The sequence below is a fragment of the Gluconacetobacter entanii genome (assembly GCF_003206495.1).
GTDB classification, from domain to species: Bacteria; Pseudomonadota; Alphaproteobacteria; order Acetobacterales; family Acetobacteraceae; genus Novacetimonas; species Novacetimonas entanii.
On sequence record NZ_NKUF01000006.1, the window covers coordinates 25984 to 46590 of the forward strand.

The 20607-nt window shown below is 65.5% G+C and carries 18 protein-coding genes and 1 pseudogene; 9 read left to right on the top strand and 10 right to left on the bottom strand.

What is annotated here, in order from left to right:
• Positions 1–106 precede the first annotated feature (106 nt).
• The 5 genes from bioB to CFR72_RS04290 all read left to right on the top strand — a co-directional run bounded on the left by bioB (position 107) and on the right by CFR72_RS04290 (position 4792).
• The gene (gene bioB / locus CFR72_RS04270; RefSeq protein ID WP_110912811.1) at positions 107–1129 is read left to right on the top strand and encodes a biotin synthase BioB; all 1023 of its coding nucleotides are present in this window, start codon (positions 107–109) and stop codon (positions 1127–1129) included.
• Between the two features lie 31 nt (positions 1130–1160).
• Positions 1161–1796, top strand: coding sequence for a 7-carboxy-7-deazaguanine synthase (queE, locus tag CFR72_RS04275; protein WP_110912812.1), 636 nt, complete (start codon positions 1161–1163; stop codon positions 1794–1796).
• A gap of 1 nt (position 1797) precedes the next feature.
• The gene (gene queC / locus CFR72_RS04280; RefSeq protein ID WP_110912813.1) at positions 1798–2538 is read left to right on the top strand and encodes a 7-cyano-7-deazaguanine synthase QueC; all 741 of its coding nucleotides are present in this window, start codon (positions 1798–1800) and stop codon (positions 2536–2538) included.
• On the top strand, positions 2531–3058 hold the full coding sequence (locus tag CFR72_RS04285) for a 6-pyruvoyl trahydropterin synthase family protein (RefSeq protein WP_110912814.1): 528 nt from the start codon (positions 2531–2533) through the stop codon (positions 3056–3058). The genes queC and CFR72_RS04285 overlap by 8 nt, the downstream gene beginning before the upstream one ends.
• Positions 3059–3328: 270 nt before the next feature.
• Positions 3329–4792, top strand: coding sequence for a SulP family inorganic anion transporter (locus tag CFR72_RS04290; RefSeq protein ID WP_110912899.1), 1464 nt, complete (start codon positions 3329–3331; stop codon positions 4790–4792).
• A gap of 141 nt (positions 4793–4933) precedes the next feature.
• Here the strand turns inward: CFR72_RS04290 and CFR72_RS04295 are convergent, their stop codons facing one another.
• The 9 genes and pseudogenes from CFR72_RS04295 to CFR72_RS04335 form a co-directional block, all read right to left on the bottom strand.
• Positions 4934–5848: a hypothetical protein gene (locus CFR72_RS04295; RefSeq protein ID WP_341865257.1), complete on the bottom strand. Its 915-nt coding sequence runs from the start codon at positions 5846–5848 to the stop codon at positions 4934–4936.
• The gene (locus tag CFR72_RS04300; RefSeq protein ID WP_110912815.1) at positions 5845–6801 is read right to left on the bottom strand and encodes an MlaD family protein; all 957 of its coding nucleotides are present in this window, start codon (positions 6799–6801) and stop codon (positions 5845–5847) included. The genes CFR72_RS04295 and CFR72_RS04300 overlap by 4 nt, the downstream gene beginning before the upstream one ends.
• A complete protein-coding gene (locus tag CFR72_RS04305) occupies positions 6801–7496 on the bottom strand; it encodes a P-loop NTPase family protein (protein WP_110912816.1) in 696 nt (231 codons plus the stop codon). Before CFR72_RS04305 ends, CFR72_RS04300 begins: the two co-directional genes overlap by 1 nt.
• 2 nt (positions 7497–7498) lie before the next feature.
• Positions 7499–8413, bottom strand: a pseudogene (locus tag CFR72_RS04310) (MlaE family ABC transporter permease).
• A complete protein-coding gene (locus CFR72_RS04315) occupies positions 8410–10755 on the bottom strand; it encodes an adenylate/guanylate cyclase domain-containing protein (RefSeq protein WP_110912817.1) in 2346 nt (781 codons plus the stop codon). The pseudogene CFR72_RS04310 and the gene CFR72_RS04315 overlap by 4 nt, the downstream one beginning before the upstream one ends.
• 152 nt (positions 10756–10907) lie before the next feature.
• Positions 10908–11591 (bottom strand): DNA polymerase III subunit epsilon, encoded by a 684-nt coding sequence (dnaQ, locus tag CFR72_RS04320; RefSeq protein ID WP_110912818.1) that lies wholly within the window; start codon positions 11589–11591, stop codon positions 10908–10910.
• Entirely contained in the window at positions 11588–12196 is a 609-nt protein-coding gene (gene coaE / locus CFR72_RS04325) for a dephospho-CoA kinase (RefSeq protein WP_110912901.1), read from the bottom strand. Before coaE ends, dnaQ begins: the two co-directional genes overlap by 4 nt.
• Positions 12197–12240: 44 nt before the next feature.
• Positions 12241–13149 (bottom strand): shikimate dehydrogenase, encoded by a 909-nt coding sequence (locus CFR72_RS04330; RefSeq protein WP_208629961.1) that lies wholly within the window; start codon positions 13147–13149, stop codon positions 12241–12243.
• A complete protein-coding gene (locus CFR72_RS04335; protein WP_110912819.1) occupies positions 13146–13943 on the bottom strand; it encodes an N-formylglutamate amidohydrolase in 798 nt (265 codons plus the stop codon). Before CFR72_RS04335 ends, CFR72_RS04330 begins: the two co-directional genes overlap by 4 nt.
• Before the next feature lie 231 nt (positions 13944–14174).
• On the opposite strand from CFR72_RS04335, the gene argH reads away from it, so the two are divergent.
• The gene (gene argH, locus CFR72_RS04340; RefSeq protein WP_110912820.1) at positions 14175–15614 is read left to right on the top strand and encodes an argininosuccinate lyase; all 1440 of its coding nucleotides are present in this window, start codon (positions 14175–14177) and stop codon (positions 15612–15614) included.
• A complete protein-coding gene (locus CFR72_RS04345; RefSeq protein WP_110912821.1) occupies positions 15611–15790 on the top strand; it encodes a hypothetical protein in 180 nt (59 codons plus the stop codon). The genes argH and CFR72_RS04345 overlap by 4 nt, the downstream gene beginning before the upstream one ends.
• A 115-nt stretch (positions 15791–15905) precedes the next feature.
• On the opposite strand, the gene CFR72_RS04350 is transcribed toward CFR72_RS04345, so the two are convergent.
• A complete protein-coding gene (locus CFR72_RS04350; RefSeq protein ID WP_110912822.1) occupies positions 15906–16328 on the bottom strand; it encodes a cytidine deaminase in 423 nt (140 codons plus the stop codon).
• Positions 16329–16420: 92 nt separating this feature from the next.
• Here CFR72_RS04350 and lysA point away from each other — a divergent pair, with 92 nt between their 5' ends.
• Together lysA and CFR72_RS04360 are read left to right on the top strand one after the other, a co-directional pair.
• A complete protein-coding gene (gene lysA, locus CFR72_RS04355) occupies positions 16421–17779 on the top strand; it encodes a diaminopimelate decarboxylase (protein ID WP_110912903.1) in 1359 nt (452 codons plus the stop codon).
• On the top strand, positions 17776–20553 hold the full coding sequence (locus tag CFR72_RS04360; RefSeq protein ID WP_110912823.1) for a DUF4175 domain-containing protein: 2778 nt from the start codon (positions 17776–17778) through the stop codon (positions 20551–20553). Before lysA ends, CFR72_RS04360 begins: the two co-directional genes overlap by 4 nt.
• Positions 20554–20607 lie beyond the last annotated feature (54 nt).

Sequence of the window (20607 nt, forward strand, 5' to 3'; positions counted from 1 at the left end):
TGCGCCAAAAAACGTTCCACGGTGCCGCGCAGTCCGTGACAAGGAACGCCATTGTATGGCAGATGCTGCTTTCCCCAACCCCCGAACCGTCCGAGGATCCCGCCAGATGTCCGATGGCCTTACCGCGGCCACCCTGCCGCCCGCGACCACCCCCCCGGTCCTGCCGACGTCATCCATCAGGACCGACTGGACCCGTGACGAGGTCGCAGCCCTGATCGCCCTGCCATTCCCCGAACTGCTGTTCCGTGCGCAGAGCGTGCATCGCCAGCATTTCGACCCAACGGAAATGCAGATCTCCACCCTGCTGTCGATCAAGACCGGTGGCTGCCCCGAGGACTGCGCCTACTGCCCGCAGAGCGCGATGCACGAGGATGGCGGTGTGAAGGCCAGCCGCCTGATGGCGGTCGAAGCGGTCATGAAGGAAGCCCGCGCCGCGCGTGACGCCGGGGCCGCGCGCTTCTGCATGGGGGCGGCGTGGCGTTCCCCCAAGGAACATGACCTCGAGACCGTCTGCGCGATGGTCGAGGGGGTGAAAAGCCTTGGCATGGAAACCTGCGTGACGCTGGGGATGCTCGACAACGCGCAGGCGCACCGCCTGCGTGAGGCGGGACTGGATTACTACAACCACAACATTGACACCTCCCCCGAATATTATGGGGAGATCATCAGCACCCGTACCTACCAGGACCGTCTGGATACGCTGTCGAACGTGCGCGACGCGGGCATCAATGTCTGCTGTGGCGGGATTGTCGGCATGGGCGAGGACGAGAATGACCGCGCGGGCCTGATCGCGACACTGGCGAGCATGCCGCGCCATCCCGAAAGCGTGCCGATCAACATGCTGGTCCGCGTCGATGGCACGCCGCTTGCGGCGAAGGACGCCGACGTGGTCGATCCCATCGAATTCGTGCGCATCATCGCCGCCGCCCGCATCACCATGCCTACCAGCCGTGTCCGCCTGGCCGCCGGGCGCGAGGACATGAATGATGAGGCGCAGACGCTGTGCTTCCTCGCGGGGGCGAACTCCATCTTCTATGGCGAGAAGCTGCTGACCACGCCCAACCCCGCCGCCAGCCGCGACATGCGCCTGCTGAAGCGGCTGGGCATGCACACAACCGGCGCCTGCTGAAACACTGCCGTAACCAAGGTCACGTCCTGTCATGTCCTATACGGTAAAGGAGATCTTTCCCACGTTGCAGGGTGAAGGCGGCCAGAGCGGCCGGGCGGCTGTCTTCTGCCGCTTCGCCGGCTGCAACCTGTGGTCCGGCCGGGAGGAGGACCGCAGTGACGCGGCCTGCCGGTTCTGTGACACCGACTTCATCGGCACCGATGGCGAGGGCGGTGGCCGCTTTGCCGATGCCGCGGCCCTGGCCGATGCGATCGCCGCCGCGTGGCCCGCGCCCTCCCGCGCGGGGGCCTTTGTCGTCTTTACGGGGGGGGAGCCACTGCTGCAGCTTGATGCGGCGCTGATTGACGCGATGCATGCGCGCGGCTTCTTCATCGCCGTGGAGACCAACGGGACCGTCGCCGCACCTGATGGCATCGACTGGATCTGCGTCAGCCCCAAGGCGGGCACGACGCTGGTGCAGGCATCGGGGCAGGAACTCAAGCTGGTCTTCCCGCAGCCCGGCCTGATGCCCGAACAGGTGGCGGGCCTGGAGTTCACGCAGTTCTGGCTGCAGCCGATGGATGGCCCCGACCGCGTGGCCAATACCGCGCGTGCCGTGGAATACTGCATGGCGCACCCGCAATGGCGGCTTTCGCTGCAGACACACAAGCTGATCGGGATTCCCTGACATGACCATTCCCGCTCCCTCCTGCGCCGGACCTTCGGGTGAGAGTGCGCTGGTCGTCTTTTCGGGCGGCCAGGATTCGGCGACCTGCCTTGCATGGGCGCTGTCACGCTTTGCGCATGTGGAAACGCTGGGCTTCGATTACGGGCAGCGGCACAGTGTCGAACTGTCGTGCCTCGAAAAACTGCGCGACGGCATGGCAGCGCTCGACCCCGCATGGGGCGCGCGGCTTGGCCCGGACCATACGCTGTCGCTCGACGCACTTGGCGCGGTGTCGGACACCGCGCTGACGCGCGAGGCGGAGATCACGCTGGGCGAAAACGGCCTGCCCACGACCTTCGTGCCGGGGCGCAACATCATCTTCCTGACCTTTGCCGCAGCACTGGCCGCACGCCGCAATGCGCGCCACATCATCACCGGCGTGTGCGAGACGGACTATTCCGGCTATCCCGACTGCCGCGATGACACGATCAAGGCGCTGCAGGTGACGCTCAACCTCGGCATGGCCAGCCGCCTCGTGCTGCATACGCCGCTGATGTGGATCGACAAGGCGCAGACATGGATGATGGCGCGCGAACTTGGCGGTGACGCGCTGGTGGACCTGATCAACCGCGAAAGCCATAGCTGCTACCTCGGCACGCGTGGCGTCATGCACCCGTGGGGCCATGGCTGTGGCACCTGCCCCGCCTGCCAGTTGCGGCGCGCCGGATGGGAACGGTTCGAGGCCATGACATCCGATGCTTGAACTGGTCTTTACCCGGCGCTTCTGCATGGCGCACCGCCTGCTTTCGGGGGAAAGCGAACGCTGTGCGCTGCCGCATGGCCATAACGAATATGTCCGCGTGACCCTGCGCCCGACGAACCCTGCGCGCCTGGACGGGACGCAGAACATGGTCGTCCCCTTCCACCGGGCCAAGGGGACATGGCACGGTTTCGTCGATAACAGCCTCGACCATGCCTTCCAGCTTGGCGAGGGCGATCCGCTGCTGTCATGGTTCCGCACGCATGAACCCGAACGCGCGGGGCGGATCGTGGTCACCCCCGGCGATCCGACGACCGAACTGATGGCCTGCCTGATGATGGCAAAGCTCAATGCGTTCCTGCACGCCGATGGCGACGTGCTGACCTGCGCGGAAATCGTGCTGGAGGAAACGCCGACCAATACCGTGCGCTATGCCGGGGATCCGTTGCTGATGCTGCCCACCCCCCGTCCGCCGCAGGAATGCTGGTGGCGGCGCGCGGACATGAGCATTTCGGACAACTGACACCCGTCCCCTGGCGGCACGGGCGCGGTTTCTTCTTTTTACGGCAAAAACCTGGGCACAAAATCCGCCAGCCTGTTATTGTCTGGCGGATTTTGAAGACCCTATTTTCGCGCGACCAGAATGTCCGGGGCGCTTTTTCACGAAAAAGCATGAACCGGCAGGTTGCGATCCCAACAGGACCGCGGGGACTTCCCCATATCTCGGGGAGTCCGCATGCAGCATTGATGCATGTATCCCCCTTTTCCCGTGGACCAGAATGGAAATGAACGGATGAATGGACTGACACGCTATCGCGACGAATGGTTTGGCAACATACGGCGCGACATCCTTGCCGGGATGGTGGGCACTTTCGCGCTGATCCCCGAAGTGATCGCCTTTTCCTTTGTCGCGGGTGTCGATCCGGAGGTGGGGCTTTACGCCTCCTTCGTCATCAGCGTGGTCATCGCCTTTACTGGCGGGCGGCCGGGGATGATTTCCGGTGCCGCCGGGTCGGTCGCGCTGGTGGCGGCGGCGCTGGTACGGGGACATGGCGTGCAGTACCTGCTGGCCGCGACGCTGCTGGCGGGCCTGTTCCAGGTGGTCTTCGGCCTGCTGCGACTGCATGTGCTGATGCGCTATGTCTCGCGCTCGGTCCGGACGGGATTCGTCAACGCGCTGGCGATCCTGATCTTTTCCGCGCAGGTGCCGCATATGCTGCATGTGTCGTGGCATACCTACGCCATGATCGCGCTGGGTCTGGTCATCATCTATGGCGTGCCGAAATTCTTTACCGCCATTCCCTCCCCCCTCATCTGCATCGTGGTGCTCAGCGCTGTTGCGGCCGCCATCCCCATGCCGCTGCATACCGTGGCCGACCTTGGGCGCCTGCCCGACAGCCTGCCGCACCTTGTCTGGCCTGATGTGCCGTTCAGCAGTGCGACACTGGGGATCATCGCGCCCTATGCCCTCGCCATGGCGACGGTGGGCGTGCTGGAATCCATGATGACCGCCAGCGTCGTCGATGACATCACCGAAACCCACAGCAACAAGCGCATGGAATGCACCGGCCTGGGCATCGCCAACATTGCGGTGGGCCTGTTCGGGGGCATCGCGGGATGCGGCATGATCGGGCAGACGGTGGGCAACCTGCGTTATGGCGGACGCGGGCGGCTTTCGACCTTCGTGGCCGGGGCGTTCCTGCTGCTGCTGATGGTGGCGCTGCGTCCCTGGGTGGCGCAGGTGCCGGTTGCGGCACTGGTGGCCATCATGATCATGGTCTCCGCCAGCACATTTTCATGGTCGTCGCTGCGTGACCTTGTCCATCATCCCCGCCTGTCGAGCACGGTCATGCTGCTGACGGTCGCGGTTGTCGTCACCACCCATGACCTTGCGGCGGGCGTGGTTGCGGGCGTGCTGCTCAATGGGGTGTTCTTCGCCTTCCAGGTGTCGAAGATGCTCGACATCACCAGCACCTGTGACGCCAGCGGGGAAATCCGCACCTATGTCGTCACGGGGCAGGTCTTCTTTGCCTCGGCCGACAGTTTTACCGACGCCTTCGACGTGCGCGACACTGCACGCACGGTCCGTATCGACCTGCGGCAGGCGCATTTCTGGGATATTACGGCGGTCGGCGCGCTGGAGAATATCGTCACGAAGATGCGCCAGCATGGCATGACGGTGGAGGTCATCGGACTGAACGAGGCGAGCGCCACACTGGTCAATCGCCATTCCAGCATCGAGGTCGCCCCGACCTGATCCGGTAGACCGTTGATAAGAGAGAAACATTTTTGGACGCCACCCTTTTTTGGAAAGGCGGCGTCTTTCGAAGCTTTTTGGAAAAAGCTTCACCAAAAACTTCTATAACCTGCACCATATGCCGGGTTTACAGGCAGCCGCCTATTTTTTCGCGGCTGTTGTCTTGCCTGTCGCTGCCTTCTGGGCCTGCGCCGTGGGGTCCGCGAACGGGTCGGGCATGCTGGTGGTCCCGGCAAGCTTGCGCCACGCATCGGCATTCTGCGTGTCGCCTTCCTTCTGCGCGCTCTGGCTGGCGCGCATATACAGGTCCGCCGCCTGCGACGCATTGCCCGCCTGTCCCGCCGCCCGTGCTGCGACACTCAGGCCGCGCGCCATGTCGCGATATTCCACATGCGTCTGCCGCGCCGAGACCGCCTGCATCGCGTCCTGATAGGCCGTCTGCGCGTCCCCACCCTCGACCAGCAGCCTGCGCGCCGCGATTTCCTGCGCATCGGCCAGCCATGACCATGCCGATGTCCTGGGCAGTTGCGCGAAATAGGTACCGGCGCTGTCCAGTGTCGTCCTGTCGCCACGGGCATCGGCAATGATACCCGACAGAAGCTGCGCCTTCTCCACGATCGCGGGATCGGACGCACGTGCGGCCAATGCTACGGCGCTCGCGGCTTCGTCAAAACGCCCAAGCCGGTAAAGCGCCCCCGCCTGCACAAGGTCCAGACCCGTGTCATCCGACTGCGCCCCACGCACCGACAGCGCCGCGCGTGTGGAGGCCACGGTGGACAGGGCATCCTGCGCCTTGTTTTCATCAAGCTGCACGACAGCAAGGTTATAGCCCGCATCCCCGATGGCGGTGACATCGTCACGCGCCAGCGCCCGGACACCCGCCGCGCGGTACTGCCCCTCCGCCACCGACAGGCGATCAAGGTCCACCGCGTCACGCCCGGTATCCATATCCTGCGACAGGGTGCTGTCGGTCGGGGCCTGAACCTTGCTTCCACCACCACAACCGGCGAGCAGAAGCACCATGGCGGCGGAGGCCAGATATGTTGCGCGCATCATGGCTGCACCTTCCGCGGCGACAGTCGGCCATGTTTCTGCGTTGGCGTGCCGTGACCGCCCAGGATCCACAGGCCACGCATCTGGTCCACCAACTGCTGCAGGCTGTGGGCCGTTGACTGCGCCTGCACCAGAAGCACCGGAAGCTGCTGGCTGGCATCGTTGAGGTTCTTGGTAATCGCCGGCAACTGTGGCGATGCGTCGCGCAGGTCGCCCGTTGCCTTCTGCACATTGGCCATGCTGGCGTCGGCTTTCTTCATCACGGTGGCCAACTGTCCCTCGATGGGGGTGAGCTGGGAGATCGTGTCGTTCAGCGTCGTGATCGTCGCCTCCGCCTGGCGGATCAGGTCGTCGTTGGTCATCAGGCGGCCAATCGACCCCTTGCCCGCATGCATGTCCGTGATGGTCGCATCCATCGTCGCCATCATGTGCTGCGCGTTATCAAGCACCGGCATGATGCGCGCGCGGATATCGGCAAAGGTCTGGGTAATCGTGTCCGCCGGGTTGGGCGCGTTCGTCGCGTTCAGGACGGCATAGCTCCAGTCCAGCTTTTCCCCCGTTCCGCGGGAGATATCGATGTAGCTTGCCCCCGCGACCACGAACTGCCGCCGGATCACGGCCGCGCTGTCACGGCGGATATAGGGTTCGATGTCGGGGTCGATTTCGGCAATCGCATACATGCCGCCCGACGGGTTGATCCGTACGCGGCGGATCGTGCCGGCATGGATGCCCATGACCTCCAGGTTATCGCCCACCGACAGGCCACCAACCCCATTTTCAGGCAGGACAATCCGCAACCGTCCCGCCGGCGTCAGCCAGTTGCGCAGTACACCGGCCTCCAGCACCGCGCCAAACAGGATCAGCAGCGAGAAAAGGACAAGAACACCAACCCATTCATCCGCATAGCGGACACGGACAAGCTGACGGATTCCATAGGATTGTTGTTTCTGTGCCATTATATCACCCGCATGTGGAAAAGGCCTTCATCAAGAAGGCGCATGTGAATGTTCACCGCCTTGCGATAGACATTCCATGACGATGCATGCCGCGCAAGCCAGACCACGCCGCATCCCCGGTCGCGCGCCGCGGTCAGGGTCTCGAGAAACGGAAGTACCATTTCTGCTGGCAGCATATCGGATATATCCTCCAGAACAAGCAGGTCGGGCCGTCCCATGAAGGCCCGGACACACGCCGCGCGCGCCAGATCAGCCGTGGACAGGTGGTCGGGCGTACTGATCGGCAGGCCGGGGAAACCGAACTGTTCCCCCAGGGTCGTGGCCGCGGCGACCACATCCTCGAAATCATCCGTGGTGTGGTAAAGCTGTTGCATCATGATGTTCAGGTGGGTGCCCAGCATGTTGATCCACCCGCCCGCACGCGGGATGCGGCCGATGCGCCCACGCAGCGCGTTAAGCTGCCGGTCGGCAAGCGTGCTCCAGTCCAGCCCCATGAACCGGCACGTCCCCTGCGACAGGGAAATCATCCCCGAACACAGGTCCGCGAACATCGCCGCACGCCCGGAATCGCGGCAGTCGATCACCGCGCAGTCACCGGGCATCAGCCGGAAATCATAGGGTGTGGGCATCAGGCCCGTTTCCTCGAACGAGGGAACGACCTGGCGCATTTCCAGAAGGGGAGCGTTTGCCACCATCGTCAGAAATCCAGCATGAACAGGATGTTGACCACCATGATGAGCATGATGCCACGGGCGAAGCCACGCGGCATCAATGTCGCGATCGTATCATTGTTGCTGACGGTCAGGCCGGAAACACACGCCCCCAGACCGACAAAGAACCCGACGAGGAGGAATTTGAGCGGGATGATCAGGTAATCCCACGTCGTCATCGCCGTCAGCACGTTGAAGAAGAACGTCCAGACCGAGGAATTGATCGCCCCCGTCGCATGGGCCACGAAAAAGCCCATCAGCAGGGAGACCAGCGCAAAGATCATCCCCAGCGCGAACCCGCCCAACGTAAAGGCGAAGGCACGCGGCATCACCAGCGTCAGGAACGGATCGAGGCCACGCGCCTGCATGGTGCGCACCTACCCATTGAGCACCATCAGCCCGATTTCCGTCAGCGACAGCATGCCGCTGCGGCCCAGCAGGATGATGCCCACCAGGATGGGCGTGATTTCACGGACAAGGACGGAAACGAGGATCGACCCCGTCATCTGCGCCATGCCCGCAAAGCCAAGCCAGTACGCCGCCTGCGACACCACCATCAGTCCGGCCAGCGTGGCGGTGACGACCGTGCTGATCAGGCCCCCGCTGAGGACCTGCCGCAGGCAGTGGCGGAATTCGAAGATGACCGGCCTGCGCCATGAATTGGGCCGCAGGCTTTCGCGGAAGGTTCCCCACCCCGCACCCACCAGCATGAGGGTAAAGCGCACCTGATGTCGGACAAAGCGCCCGATCGCCGCAAGCCATGGCGCAACCCGGAACAGCAGCCGTACAAGCGGCGGCGGCGGTGCGGCGGGTGCGTCAGCCGTCCCCGCCGCCGGGTGGGGCGGGGGCGTGGCGGGCGCTCCCGCCGATACGTCAGGGGATGTGGGATCGTTCGGGGTCATCGCCGTCCGGCCAGCACGTAGGTCCGTGTCAGGCCCATCCCCGGCACGAAGAAACGTCCACGTTCACGGAACAGGAAGGACTGACGCAGGCTGAGATACATTTCCTCCGTCACCTGGATGGTGCCTGCATCCGGCGCGCCCTGCGCCATCAGTTCGGCCATGCCCATCGCATCGCCCAACAGGTTGAACACCCGTGGTTCCTGCCCCAGCAGGCCGCCGAAGACCGGGCCGACATCGATGCCGATGCGGAAGACCGGGTCGAGGTCCGCCTTCGCCAGCATCGACATCGTCACTTCACGCATCGACAGCGCGGCGTTGGCCATCCTTTCGGGGGCGCTCTTGTCCGGGGTCTTGGAACACCCGGCCACGCAGACCAGCCTGTGGCCCAGCATGCGGATCGAATACAGGCCGTAATGACGGGCGATGTCCTGCAACTGCTGCGCCATTGCGTCAATCAGCTTCAGGTTTTCCGACGGGTCGTTCTGCGCCGTCATCACCATGTCCGACAGGCTGATGACCATGATCGCCACGGCCGGATAGAAACCTTCCAGCTTGCTGGGATCGACATCAAGCGGATACGCGCCATCGACCTTGAGCGACCCCGGCGGCACCAGGAAGCCCTGGCTGGGATCGGGGGCTTCTTCCTGCACCTTCTCGTTATCGGCGAGTTCGGCGCGCGCCGCCTCGACGGCGGTGTAATGCTGAGCGGAGAAGCGGGTCGCGGCGATGCCCGCGATCATGTCCACGAAATGCGTGACCAGCGACGCCTGCGGCGCGTCCTCCAGCGTGATGACGCCCACGGGACCGTTCGCCCCGAGGATCGGGCCGAGGAACAGACTGTGGCTGCCCATCGAACGCATGTAGAGGCGGTAGAAGTTGGCCGTGCGCTCATCCTTGGAGGCATCGGCGACCAACAGCGAATCCCCGTGGGAGACGGCGTCGAAGAATGTCTTGAGTTCACTGGTGGACAGTTCGAACCCGCCGGAATGGGCATCCTGCTGACGGTCGTACGAATCGATGCACATCAGCGTGGCGCCATCATGCAGGATGCGCCAGATTCCCGCGCGCCGCGCCTGTGACAGGTCCACAAGGCTTTCCGTCAGGATCAGCGCGTCATCGGACGGGTTGAACAGTTCGGGATAGGACGCGACCGTCTGCAGCGAATGGCTTTCGTAATTGGAAATCGCGCGGAAGCGTTCAAGGTCATGCTGCACATGTTCCGTCTTGCGTCCCTGCCGGAACAGCAGCACCGCAAGGATGGAGGACATGATGACGACAAGGAAGGCGAAGAACAGGTTCTGCCGCCCGTCGGCCTTGGCGAACTGTGCGAAATCGCTTTCGGGCGCGACAAGCATCAGCACCCAGTTCTGTGACGCCAGCGGCACCGGCGACAGCATGGCGATGTAGTTCTGCCCCTTGCTGCGGATGGTGCGCGTGCCATAGCTGTGGACGCGGTACTGATCGAACGCCTTGGACATGACCGGGTAATGCACTGGATCAAGCAGCATCTTCGCCGGGTCGCCGTGGGCCGCGGCCTCGATCTCGTGCATCTTGTGGCCGGCCAGCACGTGGCCCGACTGGTCCAGCAGGATGCCATGCCCGCTGCGCCCGATCTTCAGCGCATCGAGGAAGTCCGTCAGGTGGCTGAGCGACATGTTGATGGCATAGACATAGGTCTTGCCGGTCGCCGTGGTGTAGGGCATGCCCGCCGAAATCGCCATCTGCTTGGTGACCTCGACGATATAGGGCGGGGTCCAGACCATTTTCCCCGCCTTGACCGCCTCCTGGTACCAGACATGCAGGCGCGGGTCGTAGTCGTTAGCCTTGGTCTTCTGCTCGCTGACAAGCTTGCCGCTGTCATCGAAGATGTGATGGATGAACGTGGCGTTGGGCGTGCCCTTGTCCTGCAGGGTGATCTGCTCCAGCCCCTTGTTGTCGGGACCGCGCTGCACCAGACTGAAATTGCCGTCACTGTCGGCAAGGTAGTAGGACTGGATCTGCGGCACGTTGCGCAGCATGCTGCCGCTGTAGCCGTAGAAGATCTTGTCCTCCACCGAAGGGTTGCCACGCTGGAGCATGTCGCGCGCGATCACGGCCCCGGCCGATGCGGGGGCGAGGTAGTTGTTGACCTCGTTGCCGACATATTCCTGCTGGCTCAGCAGCAGGCTGTGGGTCAGGCTCAGCGCCCCGTTGCGCACCGTGCGGTAGGAATGCCAGCCGACACCGGCAATCACGGCAATGACCATCAGGACCCCGGCGACGGGAATCCCCACATGGGTGACAAAGCGCCTGAACTGATCGGAAGGGGCAACCGAGGGATCGACAATCTCGTCCGGGGACACTGCTCTCTTCCTGTCTTTACAATAACCTGACGCTACGCCCGTACGATCCTAGATCATGCAGGCGCGAAGGGCCACACCCCCAAGCGCATGAAAGCGATGACAAGGGGACAACGCAAACCCCGGATGCCTCACATCCCGGCGAAAAAAAACCTTCAGGCGCGCCACAATGGCTCCGCCAGCGCGTCCACGAATGTGGCATGCGCCGCAAGTTCCGCCGCATCCGGAGTGATCCGCACCACCGCATGACCCGCCGGGCGGGCATATTCATAGGTCGCGGTCGTGGCGCCGCCCCCTTCCTCCACCGACAGGCCAAGGCCACGCTGCCTGCCGCCGCTGAGTTCGATATACACCTCGGCCAGCAGCTTGCAGTCGAGCAGGGCGTTATGGGTCGTGCGCGCCGACAGGTCGATGGAAAAGCGGCGGCACAGCGCATCGAGGCTGTTGGGCATCCCCGGGAAACGCGCGCGTGCGATCTGCAATGTATCAACCATGCGCGACATCGCCAGTTCCGGCAGTCCCGCGCGCCGCAGTTCGGCATTGAGGAACCCGAAATCGAACGCCGCATTATGGGCGATCAGTTCGTCATCGCCGATGAATTCAAGGAATTCCGGTGCGATGTCCGCGAATTTGGGCTGCCCATCCAGATCCGCGCGGGTGAAGCCGTGCACGCGCGACGCCTCCTCCGGCACGTCGCGCTCGGGGTCGATCAGGACGCGGTAACTGCGCCCGCTTGGCAGGTCGCCGATCAGTTCGAGGGCCGCGATCTCGATCACGCGGTCACCGGTCAGCGGGTCAAGCCCCGTGGTTTCGGTATCGAACAGGATGGAACGCTTCATGTGCGGCCCCTTTCTTCTGCATGGCGCAACGATGCCACGACTGCGCGGACCTGCCGCCATGTCAGCGCGCGCGACAGTCCCGTAAGGATAACGTGATCGGCGCGCGCCCGGCGCTGCCGGTCATCCATCTGCCGCGCGATGATGGCATCCACCTGTGCGCGGTCCATATGCCCACGCGCCAGCACGCGATGGCGCTGTATCCCGCGCGGCGCGCTGACGGCGATCACGCGGTCACATAACGCATCCATCCCCGCCTCGTACAGCAGCGGGATGTCAAGTACCGCCATCGGGCAGCGTGCGCGGCGCGCGGCGCGCAGGAACGCGTCGCATTCATCACGCACCATCGGGTGGATGATGCCCTCAAGCTTCCTGAACAGCGCGGGGTCCGCCATGACCGCCCGCCGCAGCGCCGCCCGGTCCAGCACCCCATTGCGCACCGCACCGGGGACAAGCCGGCCGATGGCGGGCAGCGCCCGGCCGCCGGGGGCCTGCAGGCGATGCACGACGGCATCGGAATCGAACACCCGCGCGCCCAGCCGACGGAGCATCGCGCCCACCGTGCTCTTGCCCATCCCGATACCGCCGGTCAGCCCCACGACGATCATGCCGCGCCTGTGCCGCCCATATCCACGCATGCCAGCAGGCCCGGTCAGGATCCCTCACCCCGCAGGTCGGCATCGAGCAGGGCCTCGACCTCCGCCCCGATGACGGGATCGGTGCCAAACCATTTGCGAAAGCCCAGCCGCGCCTGATGGATCAGCATGCCCAGCCCGTCCACGCATCGCAGGCCGCGCGCCGCAGCAGTGCGCAGCAACGCCGTCTGGCGCGGGACATAGACGATGTCGCACACCACCAGCGCAGGCGTCGCCAGCGCCAGGTCAATCGGCAGGTCGCCCGGCGGCCCACCATGCATCCCGACAGAGGTCGTGTTGACCAGCATGTCGCACCCCGGCAGCACCGTCCCCAGCCCGTCCCAGGGCGCGACATCGACCATCGCGCCCGCCTCCGCATCCGCGCGCATGGCGTCCGCCAGTTCGTGCGCACGCGCCGCCGTGCGGTTGGCGATGGTCACCGCAACCCCACGGTCCAGCAGGCTCGCCGCGATGGCCCGGGCCGCGCCACCCGCGCCAAGCAGCAGCGCCCGCCCGCCCGTCACCGCGATGCCGTGCGCCTCCACATTGGCGACGAAGCCGTCACCATCGGTCGAATATCCTTCGATGGCGCCGTCGGGCGCAAAGACCAGCGTGTTGACCGAACCGGAACGCCGCGCCGAACGGTCCAGCCGGTCAACGATGCGAAAGGCCGCTTCCTTGTGCGGGATCGTGACATTGGTCCCATGAAAGCCTGCCGCCTGCAGGCCGCGCACCGCAACGTCAAACGCGCCGGGCCGCACCGGCAGGGGCACATAGGCCCCGTCAATTCCATACTGCGCCAGCCAGAAATTATGCATCAGCGGCGAACGCGAATGCGCCACGGGCCAGCCGATGACACCCGCCAGCGCCGTCAGTCCGCCGATCCTGCGGGGCGCGGGAAGTGCCTGCATGTCCGCCCGCGTCATACGCCCATCCCCTCCCATGCCTGTGGCAGTATCCGCGCAAGGCGGTCCGCCCATTCGCGCTGCCCTTCCTCCGTCGCGATCAGGTCCTGGCGCACCTCCAGTTCCAGATAGGCAAGGCCACGCCCTTCGGCATGGGTGGGTATGGTATAATCGCTGACATCGGTCAGGGCATAGGGTTCGTTATTACCGATGACGAGGCCCTCTTCACGGGCCAGGAAATCGCGCACCCGCAGGCCGAAGGCAGGGTTGCGGTTATGCAGGACCCCGGCATGCCACGGGCGGCTGACCCCGTTCATTTCCGGCGTGAAGCTGTGCAGCGCCACCACGACGACCGGCAGGCCCGCGGCACGGCGCGCCGACAGTTCGGTCGCGATCCGGTTGTGGTAGGGGTGGAAGATCTCCTCCACCCGCGCGCCTTCATCCTCGACCGACAGGTCAAGGTTGCCCGGCACCTGCGTGCCGTCGCTTTCGCGCACGATGGAGGTCGGATGCCCCGGCGCACGGTTGCAGTCGATCACCAGCCGGGAATAGGCTTGCTCGATCAGCAGGCTGCCAAGCTGTCTGGCCAGCGCCCTGCCCATCCCGGCAATGCCGATATCCCACGCGATATGCCGCGCGCGGTCTTCCTCGGCCACGCCAAGGTCACCCAGCCGCTGCGGGACCGCGCGACCGGCATGATCGCTGACGAACAGGAACGGCGAATCGCCCCCGTGTGTGCCCGGCATCGTGGCGGAGGGGCCAAATTCAACCACCGGCGACGGATCTTCGTCGCCCAGAAGGCGCGTCATGTTCATGGCGGTCCCGACAACTCCTGTCCGTGATCTTGCATTTTGGCAGACCCTACCGGCCACGACGCCCGAACGAAAGGGGCGCGGGGAATTCTGTTCCGGTGTCCCGGCCCACTTCTGCGTCATGACCGTGCGCCAGCACGCGATTGCGCCCGCCGTTTCCCGTCATTAGGGTGCGTCGGTCGCGCCGGGGCGCGGCATACGATGGGTCCGTACAGATGGCTGGGGCACGACGACATGTCTGCAAATGAAAAGAACACCACCAACACGCATCAGGCGAACGCCCAGTGGGGCGGCCGTTTCGCCGGGGGACCTGCGGCCATCATGCAGGACATCAATGCCTCCATCGGCTTTGACAGGGCGCTGTGGCGGCAGGACATCGCAGGGTCACTGGCGCATGCGGCGATGCTGGCGAAGACCGGCATCATCACCACCGGGGACGAGGCGGAGATCCGCAGGGGCCTGAACGAAATCGCCGCCGAGATCGAGGCCGGCACCTTCGACTTCAGCACCGCACTCGAAGACATCCACATGAATATCGAGGCCCGCCTGTCCGAACGCATCGGCGAGGCCGGCAAGCGCCTGCACACCGCGCGGTCGCGCAATGACCAGGTCGCAACCGATTTCCGCCTGTGGGTGCGCGACGCCATCGACGGCCTCGATGCGCAGGTCACCGCCCTGCTTGAAACCCTGTGCGCCCGCGCGCTGGAACATGCCGCGACCCCCATGCCCGGCTTCACCCACCTGCAGACGGCGCAGCCCGTGACGTTCGGCCACCACCTGATGGCCTATGTCGAAATGCTGGGCCGTGATCGCGGGCGGCTTTCGGATGCGCGGCGCAGGCTCAACGAATCCCCGCTTGGCGCGGCGGCGCTGGCGGGCACGTCCTTTCCCATCGACCGGGAGATGACGGCCCGCGCGCTCGGCTTCGACCGCCCGACGGCCAATTCGCTCGATTCCGTGTCGGATCGCGATTTCGCGCTGGAATATCTCTCCGCGCTGTCGATCATGGCGATGCACCTGTCGCGCCTGGCGGAGGAAATCGTCATCTGGTGTTCGGCGCCCTTCTCCTTCATCCGCCTGTCCGACGCCTTCACCACCGGGTCGTCCATCATGCCGCAGAAGCGCAACCCGGATGCGGCCGAACTGATCCGTGCGAAGGGCGGGCGCATCACCGGCGCGCTGGTCGGCCTGCTGACGGTGATGAAGGGGCTGCCGCTGGCATATGCCAAGGACATGCAGGAGGACAAGGAGCCCGTCTTTGCCGCGACCGATGCCGCCTCCCTGTCGCTGGCGGCGATGGACGGCATGATCCGCGACCTCAGCGTCAATGAGGAACAGATGCGCGCGTGCGCCGGGTCGGGCTTCTCCACCGCAACCGACCTTGCCGACTGGCTGGTGCGTGTCCTGAAACTGCCGTTCCGCACCGCCCACCATGTCACCGGCCGCCTTGTGGGCAAGGCGGAGGCGCGTGGCGTGGACCTGTCGCAACTGACGCTGGAGGAGATGCAGGCCGAGGAAGCAGGCATCACCGCCGATATCTTCGACGTCCTGACGGTGGAGGCCTCGCTGGCGTCGCGCACCAGCCATGGGGGCACCGCGCCGGATAACGTGCGCGCGCAGGCCCGGCGCTGGCAGAAGGCGCTGGCGGCGGAAAAGGGAGCACACAAGGCATGAACACCCACCACGTACGACAGCGCCGGGGGCGCATCGCATGGGTCCTGACCTGCCTCATCGGGCTTTCGCTGGTGGGCAGCATGCTGGGCGCCTGCGGGCGAATCGGCTCGCCCCAGCCGCCGGGACCGCGCTCGGACTTCACCTACAACCGCAGTTACCCCGCGCCTGACCGTTAAGGAAAAAGCTGAAGAAGTCTTTGGTGAAGCTTTTTTCAAAAAGCTTCAAAGGGACGCCGCCTTTCAGAAAAAAGGCGGCACCCGAAAGCCCTTGGTTCTTCGCGAAAACAGACGGTCACAGGTTCTCCGGCCCAAACCCGTCAGGCAGCAGCTCCCCAAGGGTACGCCGCGCAAGGATCTTCCCCTGCGGATCGACCATGTCGATCTCCACGGAGGCGGCCGCGAATTCGCGGATTTTCTGCCGGCATCCGCCACAGGGAAAGCAGGGCTGCGGCCCGCCGCCGCACACGACGACCCTGCGCAGGGACCGCCCGCCCGCAGCCACCATCGCGGCGATGGCTCCGGCCTCCGCGCAGGTGCCTTCGGGATAGGCCGCATTTTCGACGTTGCAGCCCGCAAAGATGCGGCCGTCCCCATCCTCCACCGCGGCGCCCACCGCGAATCCGGAATAGGGCGCATGGGCATTGCCCCGCACCGTGACCGCGGCCTCCGTCAGGCGCTGTCCGGGATGCGGGGCCACCGGGTCGTGATGTTGCATGATGCCTTCTTCCTTTCCTTCGTCCCTGTCATGACGTGCACCATGATGAATTGCACCTTGGAAGCTGCCGGGTGAACCGGTATCCTGTCGCGATGGCTGACACATTTTCCACTCACCCGGGGCAGGACCCGACATTACAGGACCTGCTGGCCGCGCGCCCTGCCCTTTCGATGCATGCCATCGACGGGCTGGTGTTCGAAGATGTCCCCCTCAATGCGATCGCCGATGCGCTGGGCACGCCCACGTGGGTGATGGGCGCGCAGACCCTGCGCACGCGCTATCACCGGCTGGACCGGGCGATGCGTGATGCGGGACTGGATGTGGACATCCATTTCGCGGTGAAGGCGAACGACCACCTCGCGGTGCTGAAGATCCTGCGCACGCAGGGGGCGGGGGCCGATGTCGTCAGTGGCGGCGAACTGCGCCGCGCCATGGCCGCAGGCATCCCCGCGAACGAGATCGTCTTTTCCGGCGTGGGCAAAACCCGGGCGGAGATGGAACTGGCGCTGCATCACGGCATCGCGCGGATCAATGTCGAAAGTGCCGAGGAACTGGACCTGCTGTCGGCGGTTGCCGTGGCGTGCGGGCGTACGGCCCCCGTGGCCCTGCGCATCAATCCCGATGTCGATGCCGGCACCCACGCCAAGATCACGACCGGGCTTGCGGGCAACAAATTCGGCATCCCCTATGACCGCGCGGTGGAGCTTTACGCCCGCGCGGCCAGCCTGCCGGGCATCCATGCCGCCGGGGTTGCGGTGCATATCGGCAGCCAGATCGAACGGATGCAGCCCTATCGCGCGGCCTATGCCCGCGTGGCCGACCTTGTCCGCGCCATCCGCGCGCGTGGCCTGGGCGTGGAGGTCATCGACTGCGGCGGCGGGCTTGGCATTTCCTACCGCCATGAAACCGAAGGCGCGCCAGAGGCCCTGGCCCATGCCATCCGCGCGGAGCTTGGCGATCTGGGCACCCGGCTGGAGATCGAGCCGGGACGCTGGCTTGCCGGGCCTGCGGGGCTGCTGCTCAGCACCGTTGTCCTGCGCAAGCGCGGATATGACGGGATGCCGCCCTTCATCGTGCTGGACGCGGCGATGAACGACCTGGCCCGGCCCAGCCTGTATGACGCATGGCACGGCATCATCCCGCTGTCGGCCCGCGATGCCGTGGCCCCTGCGGAACAGGTGCATGTCGTCGGCCCCGTATGCGAAAGCGGCGACACGTTCGGCCATGACCGCACCCTGCCCCGCCTGCATGATGGCGCGCGCGTGGCGCTGCTTGATACCGGGGCGTACGGCATGGTCATGAGTTCGACCTACAACGCGCGCGCCATGGCAGCTCAGGTGCTGGTTGACGGGTCACGCTGGGACGTGATCCGCGCGCGCCAGAAGATCGAAACCCTGTGGGAGTGCGACATCATCCCCGAGACCCTGACCCGTCCCGCCGGAGCAGAATGACGCAGGCGGGCGACATTCCGGCCGGCACACCGGCACGCGGCCCAACGACGGCATCGGTGTCGGACATGTCCTCCTTTGCCACGCGCCTTGCACGGGTGCGGGTGCGGACACGGCGTGTCCTGTGGGTCGAACGGCTGTGGCCCATCATGCTGCCGATTGCGGACGTGGCGGGGGGCGTCGCCCTCCTCGGCCTGCTGCGCATTCCCCAGCGCCTGCCCGATGGCGTGCATGCCGCGGCACTGCTGGCGCTGGGCGCGGGGTGCGCGGCATGGGGCCTGCGCCGTTACCGTCAGGGACATGCGCCGGACGACGCCACGCTCGACCGGCGTATCGAACAGGCATCGGGCCTGGCGGATCGTCCATTGCAGACCCTGCTCGACACGCCTGCGCGCACTTCGGCCGACCCTGCCGCCACCCGTGCGGCGGAGGCCCTGTGGCGCATCCACCTGCAGCGCACCGGCGCACGGATCGGACGGCTGAAGGCCGGGTGGCCACGACTGTGGCCCGTGGGGCGCGAAACGTCATGGGCGACACTGGCACTGGCGCCACTGCTGGCGATCGGCCTGATCTGGGCCGGGCCAAGCGCACCGGGACGGATCGGGGCGGCATTCATTCCCGGCACGGATGATGCGGAGGCACCGCGACCGCAGATCCATGCGTGGATCACCATGCCCTCCTACGCCCCCGGCGCGCCGGTCTTCCTTGACGAACGCAGGGGCACGGCCACCGTCCCGGCGGGCGCCGTGCTCAGCGTGACCGTAACGGGCCTGCATGGCACGCCGGTCCTGCGTGCGCGTCCGGCCACAAAGGGCGCGAGCATCGGCTCCCACACATTCCATGCGCTGGACCCGGCCAACTGGTCGGTAGAAGCGCCGCTTCTGGCGGATGGCGCGCTGAGCCTGCGCGGACGCGGACGGGTGCTGAGCCAGTGGGACCTGAAGGTGACGCCCAATCCCGCCCCCCTCGTCACATGGGGCGCGAACCCCGGCGCGACGGATGGGGAATGGCGCACGCGCCTGCCCTACAAGGTCTCGCAACCCTATGGCATTGCCTCGCTGCGTGTGGAAATGCGCCTGCCGGGGGACGAACATGTGGCCCATGCGCGCGTGCTGTCGGTGCCGATCCCGCTGAACGGGCATCCCCATTCGGCCGAGGCCGTGGCCACGCCGGACCTGTCATCCGACCCGTGGGCGGGCGAGGATGTCATCGCCACGCTGGTCGCGACCAGCGACAGCGGCATGAGCGCGACCTCCGCCCCGGTGCATTTCCGCCTGGGCGCGCGGGTGTTCCACAACCCGATGGCCAAGGCGCTGCTCGATATCCGCAAGCGCCTCGCCCTTGGCCGTGAAAGCCGCTTTACCGCGGGCGAGGAACTGCACGGCCTGGGCATGACCTCCGCGCCGATGACCCACAGTCCGGGCCTGATGATCGCCCTGAGCAGCGTGTCCTACCTGCTCAGCCTGCATGAGGTGGACACCGCGCAGGCCATCGAGCAGGCGGTGGGCCGGTTGTGGTACCTGGCGCTGGATGTCGAACATGACCGCCATGACGACATCGCCAACAGCCAAGCCGATTTCGACATCCAGATGGCCGAAGAAGCCCTCGACGCGCAGATCGAGCATATGCGCGAACCCGACGGCAAACCCACCCATTCGGCGCAGGCACAGGCCGAACTGCAACGCCGCGTGCAGGCGCTGAAGGATGCGATCCAGCGCAAGATGCAGGCCCTGATGGAACAGGCGATGCGCGACAATTCCGCCATCCCGGCCATGCCCGAAATGTCGCAGACGGGGGAGCAGAACCTGTCGCGCATGATGCAGCAGTTGCAGGAGGACGCCGCCAACGGGCGGTCCGCCGATGCGCTGGACAGGCTCCACCAGATGGAGGACATGGCCAGCCAGATGCGTAACGCGACACCGCAGGACATCATGCAGGCCGCGCGCCAGTATCAGGCACAGCAGGACATGCGCGAGCAGCAGGCCGCCCTGCGTGACCTGATCCACCAGCAATCCACCCTGCTGGACCACACCCAGCAGCGGATCGAGCAGGACGCGGCCAGTGCGGCGGCGCGCCAGACCGACATGGACACCATGAATGACGACGAAGACCTGTCGAACCTGTCCACACCGGAACTGCTGCGGCGACTTGGCCTGACCCCATCGGGACAGCAGGCCTCCCCGCAGAAACAGCCTCCCCCCGCCGAAAGCCAGACGCCCGAAGCGCATGAGGAACAGCAGCATGCCGACCGTGCGACACAGCATGCGCTGGCCCGTGCGCTGCATGAACTGCAAAAGGAGTTCAAGACCCTGAGCGGCAAGGATGTCCCGGCGCTGAAGCAGGCGCTGTCGGACATGAAGGCCGTGCGCACCGCCCTGACGGCGGGCAAGGACCCCGACGCCGCCACGGCGGAACGCAAGGTCCTGGCGGACCTGCAGAAAGGCGGCCAGCAGATGCGCCAGTCGGCAAAAGGATCGGGCAAGGGCATGACGATCTTCCTGCCGTCACTGGCCGGAAGCAAGGGATCCGGCGGGTCGAAACCCGGACAGCCAGACGAGGAAGAAACCCACGACAGCGCCAGCAAGGAACCGCGTGACCCGCTGGGCCGCAAGACCGGCGATGGCAATGCGGGCATGGACAGCGACACCCACGTGCCCGACAAGGCCGCCCGCGAACGCGCGCGCGAGATCGAGCAGGAACTGCGCCGCCGCGATTCCGACCGCACCCGGCCGCCGGAGGAACTGCAGTATCTTGACAGGCTGCTGCAGTCGTTCTGATCCGGTTTTTTGTCGGATGAAGGTTTTTGGATCAGAAGGCGATATCCAAAAACT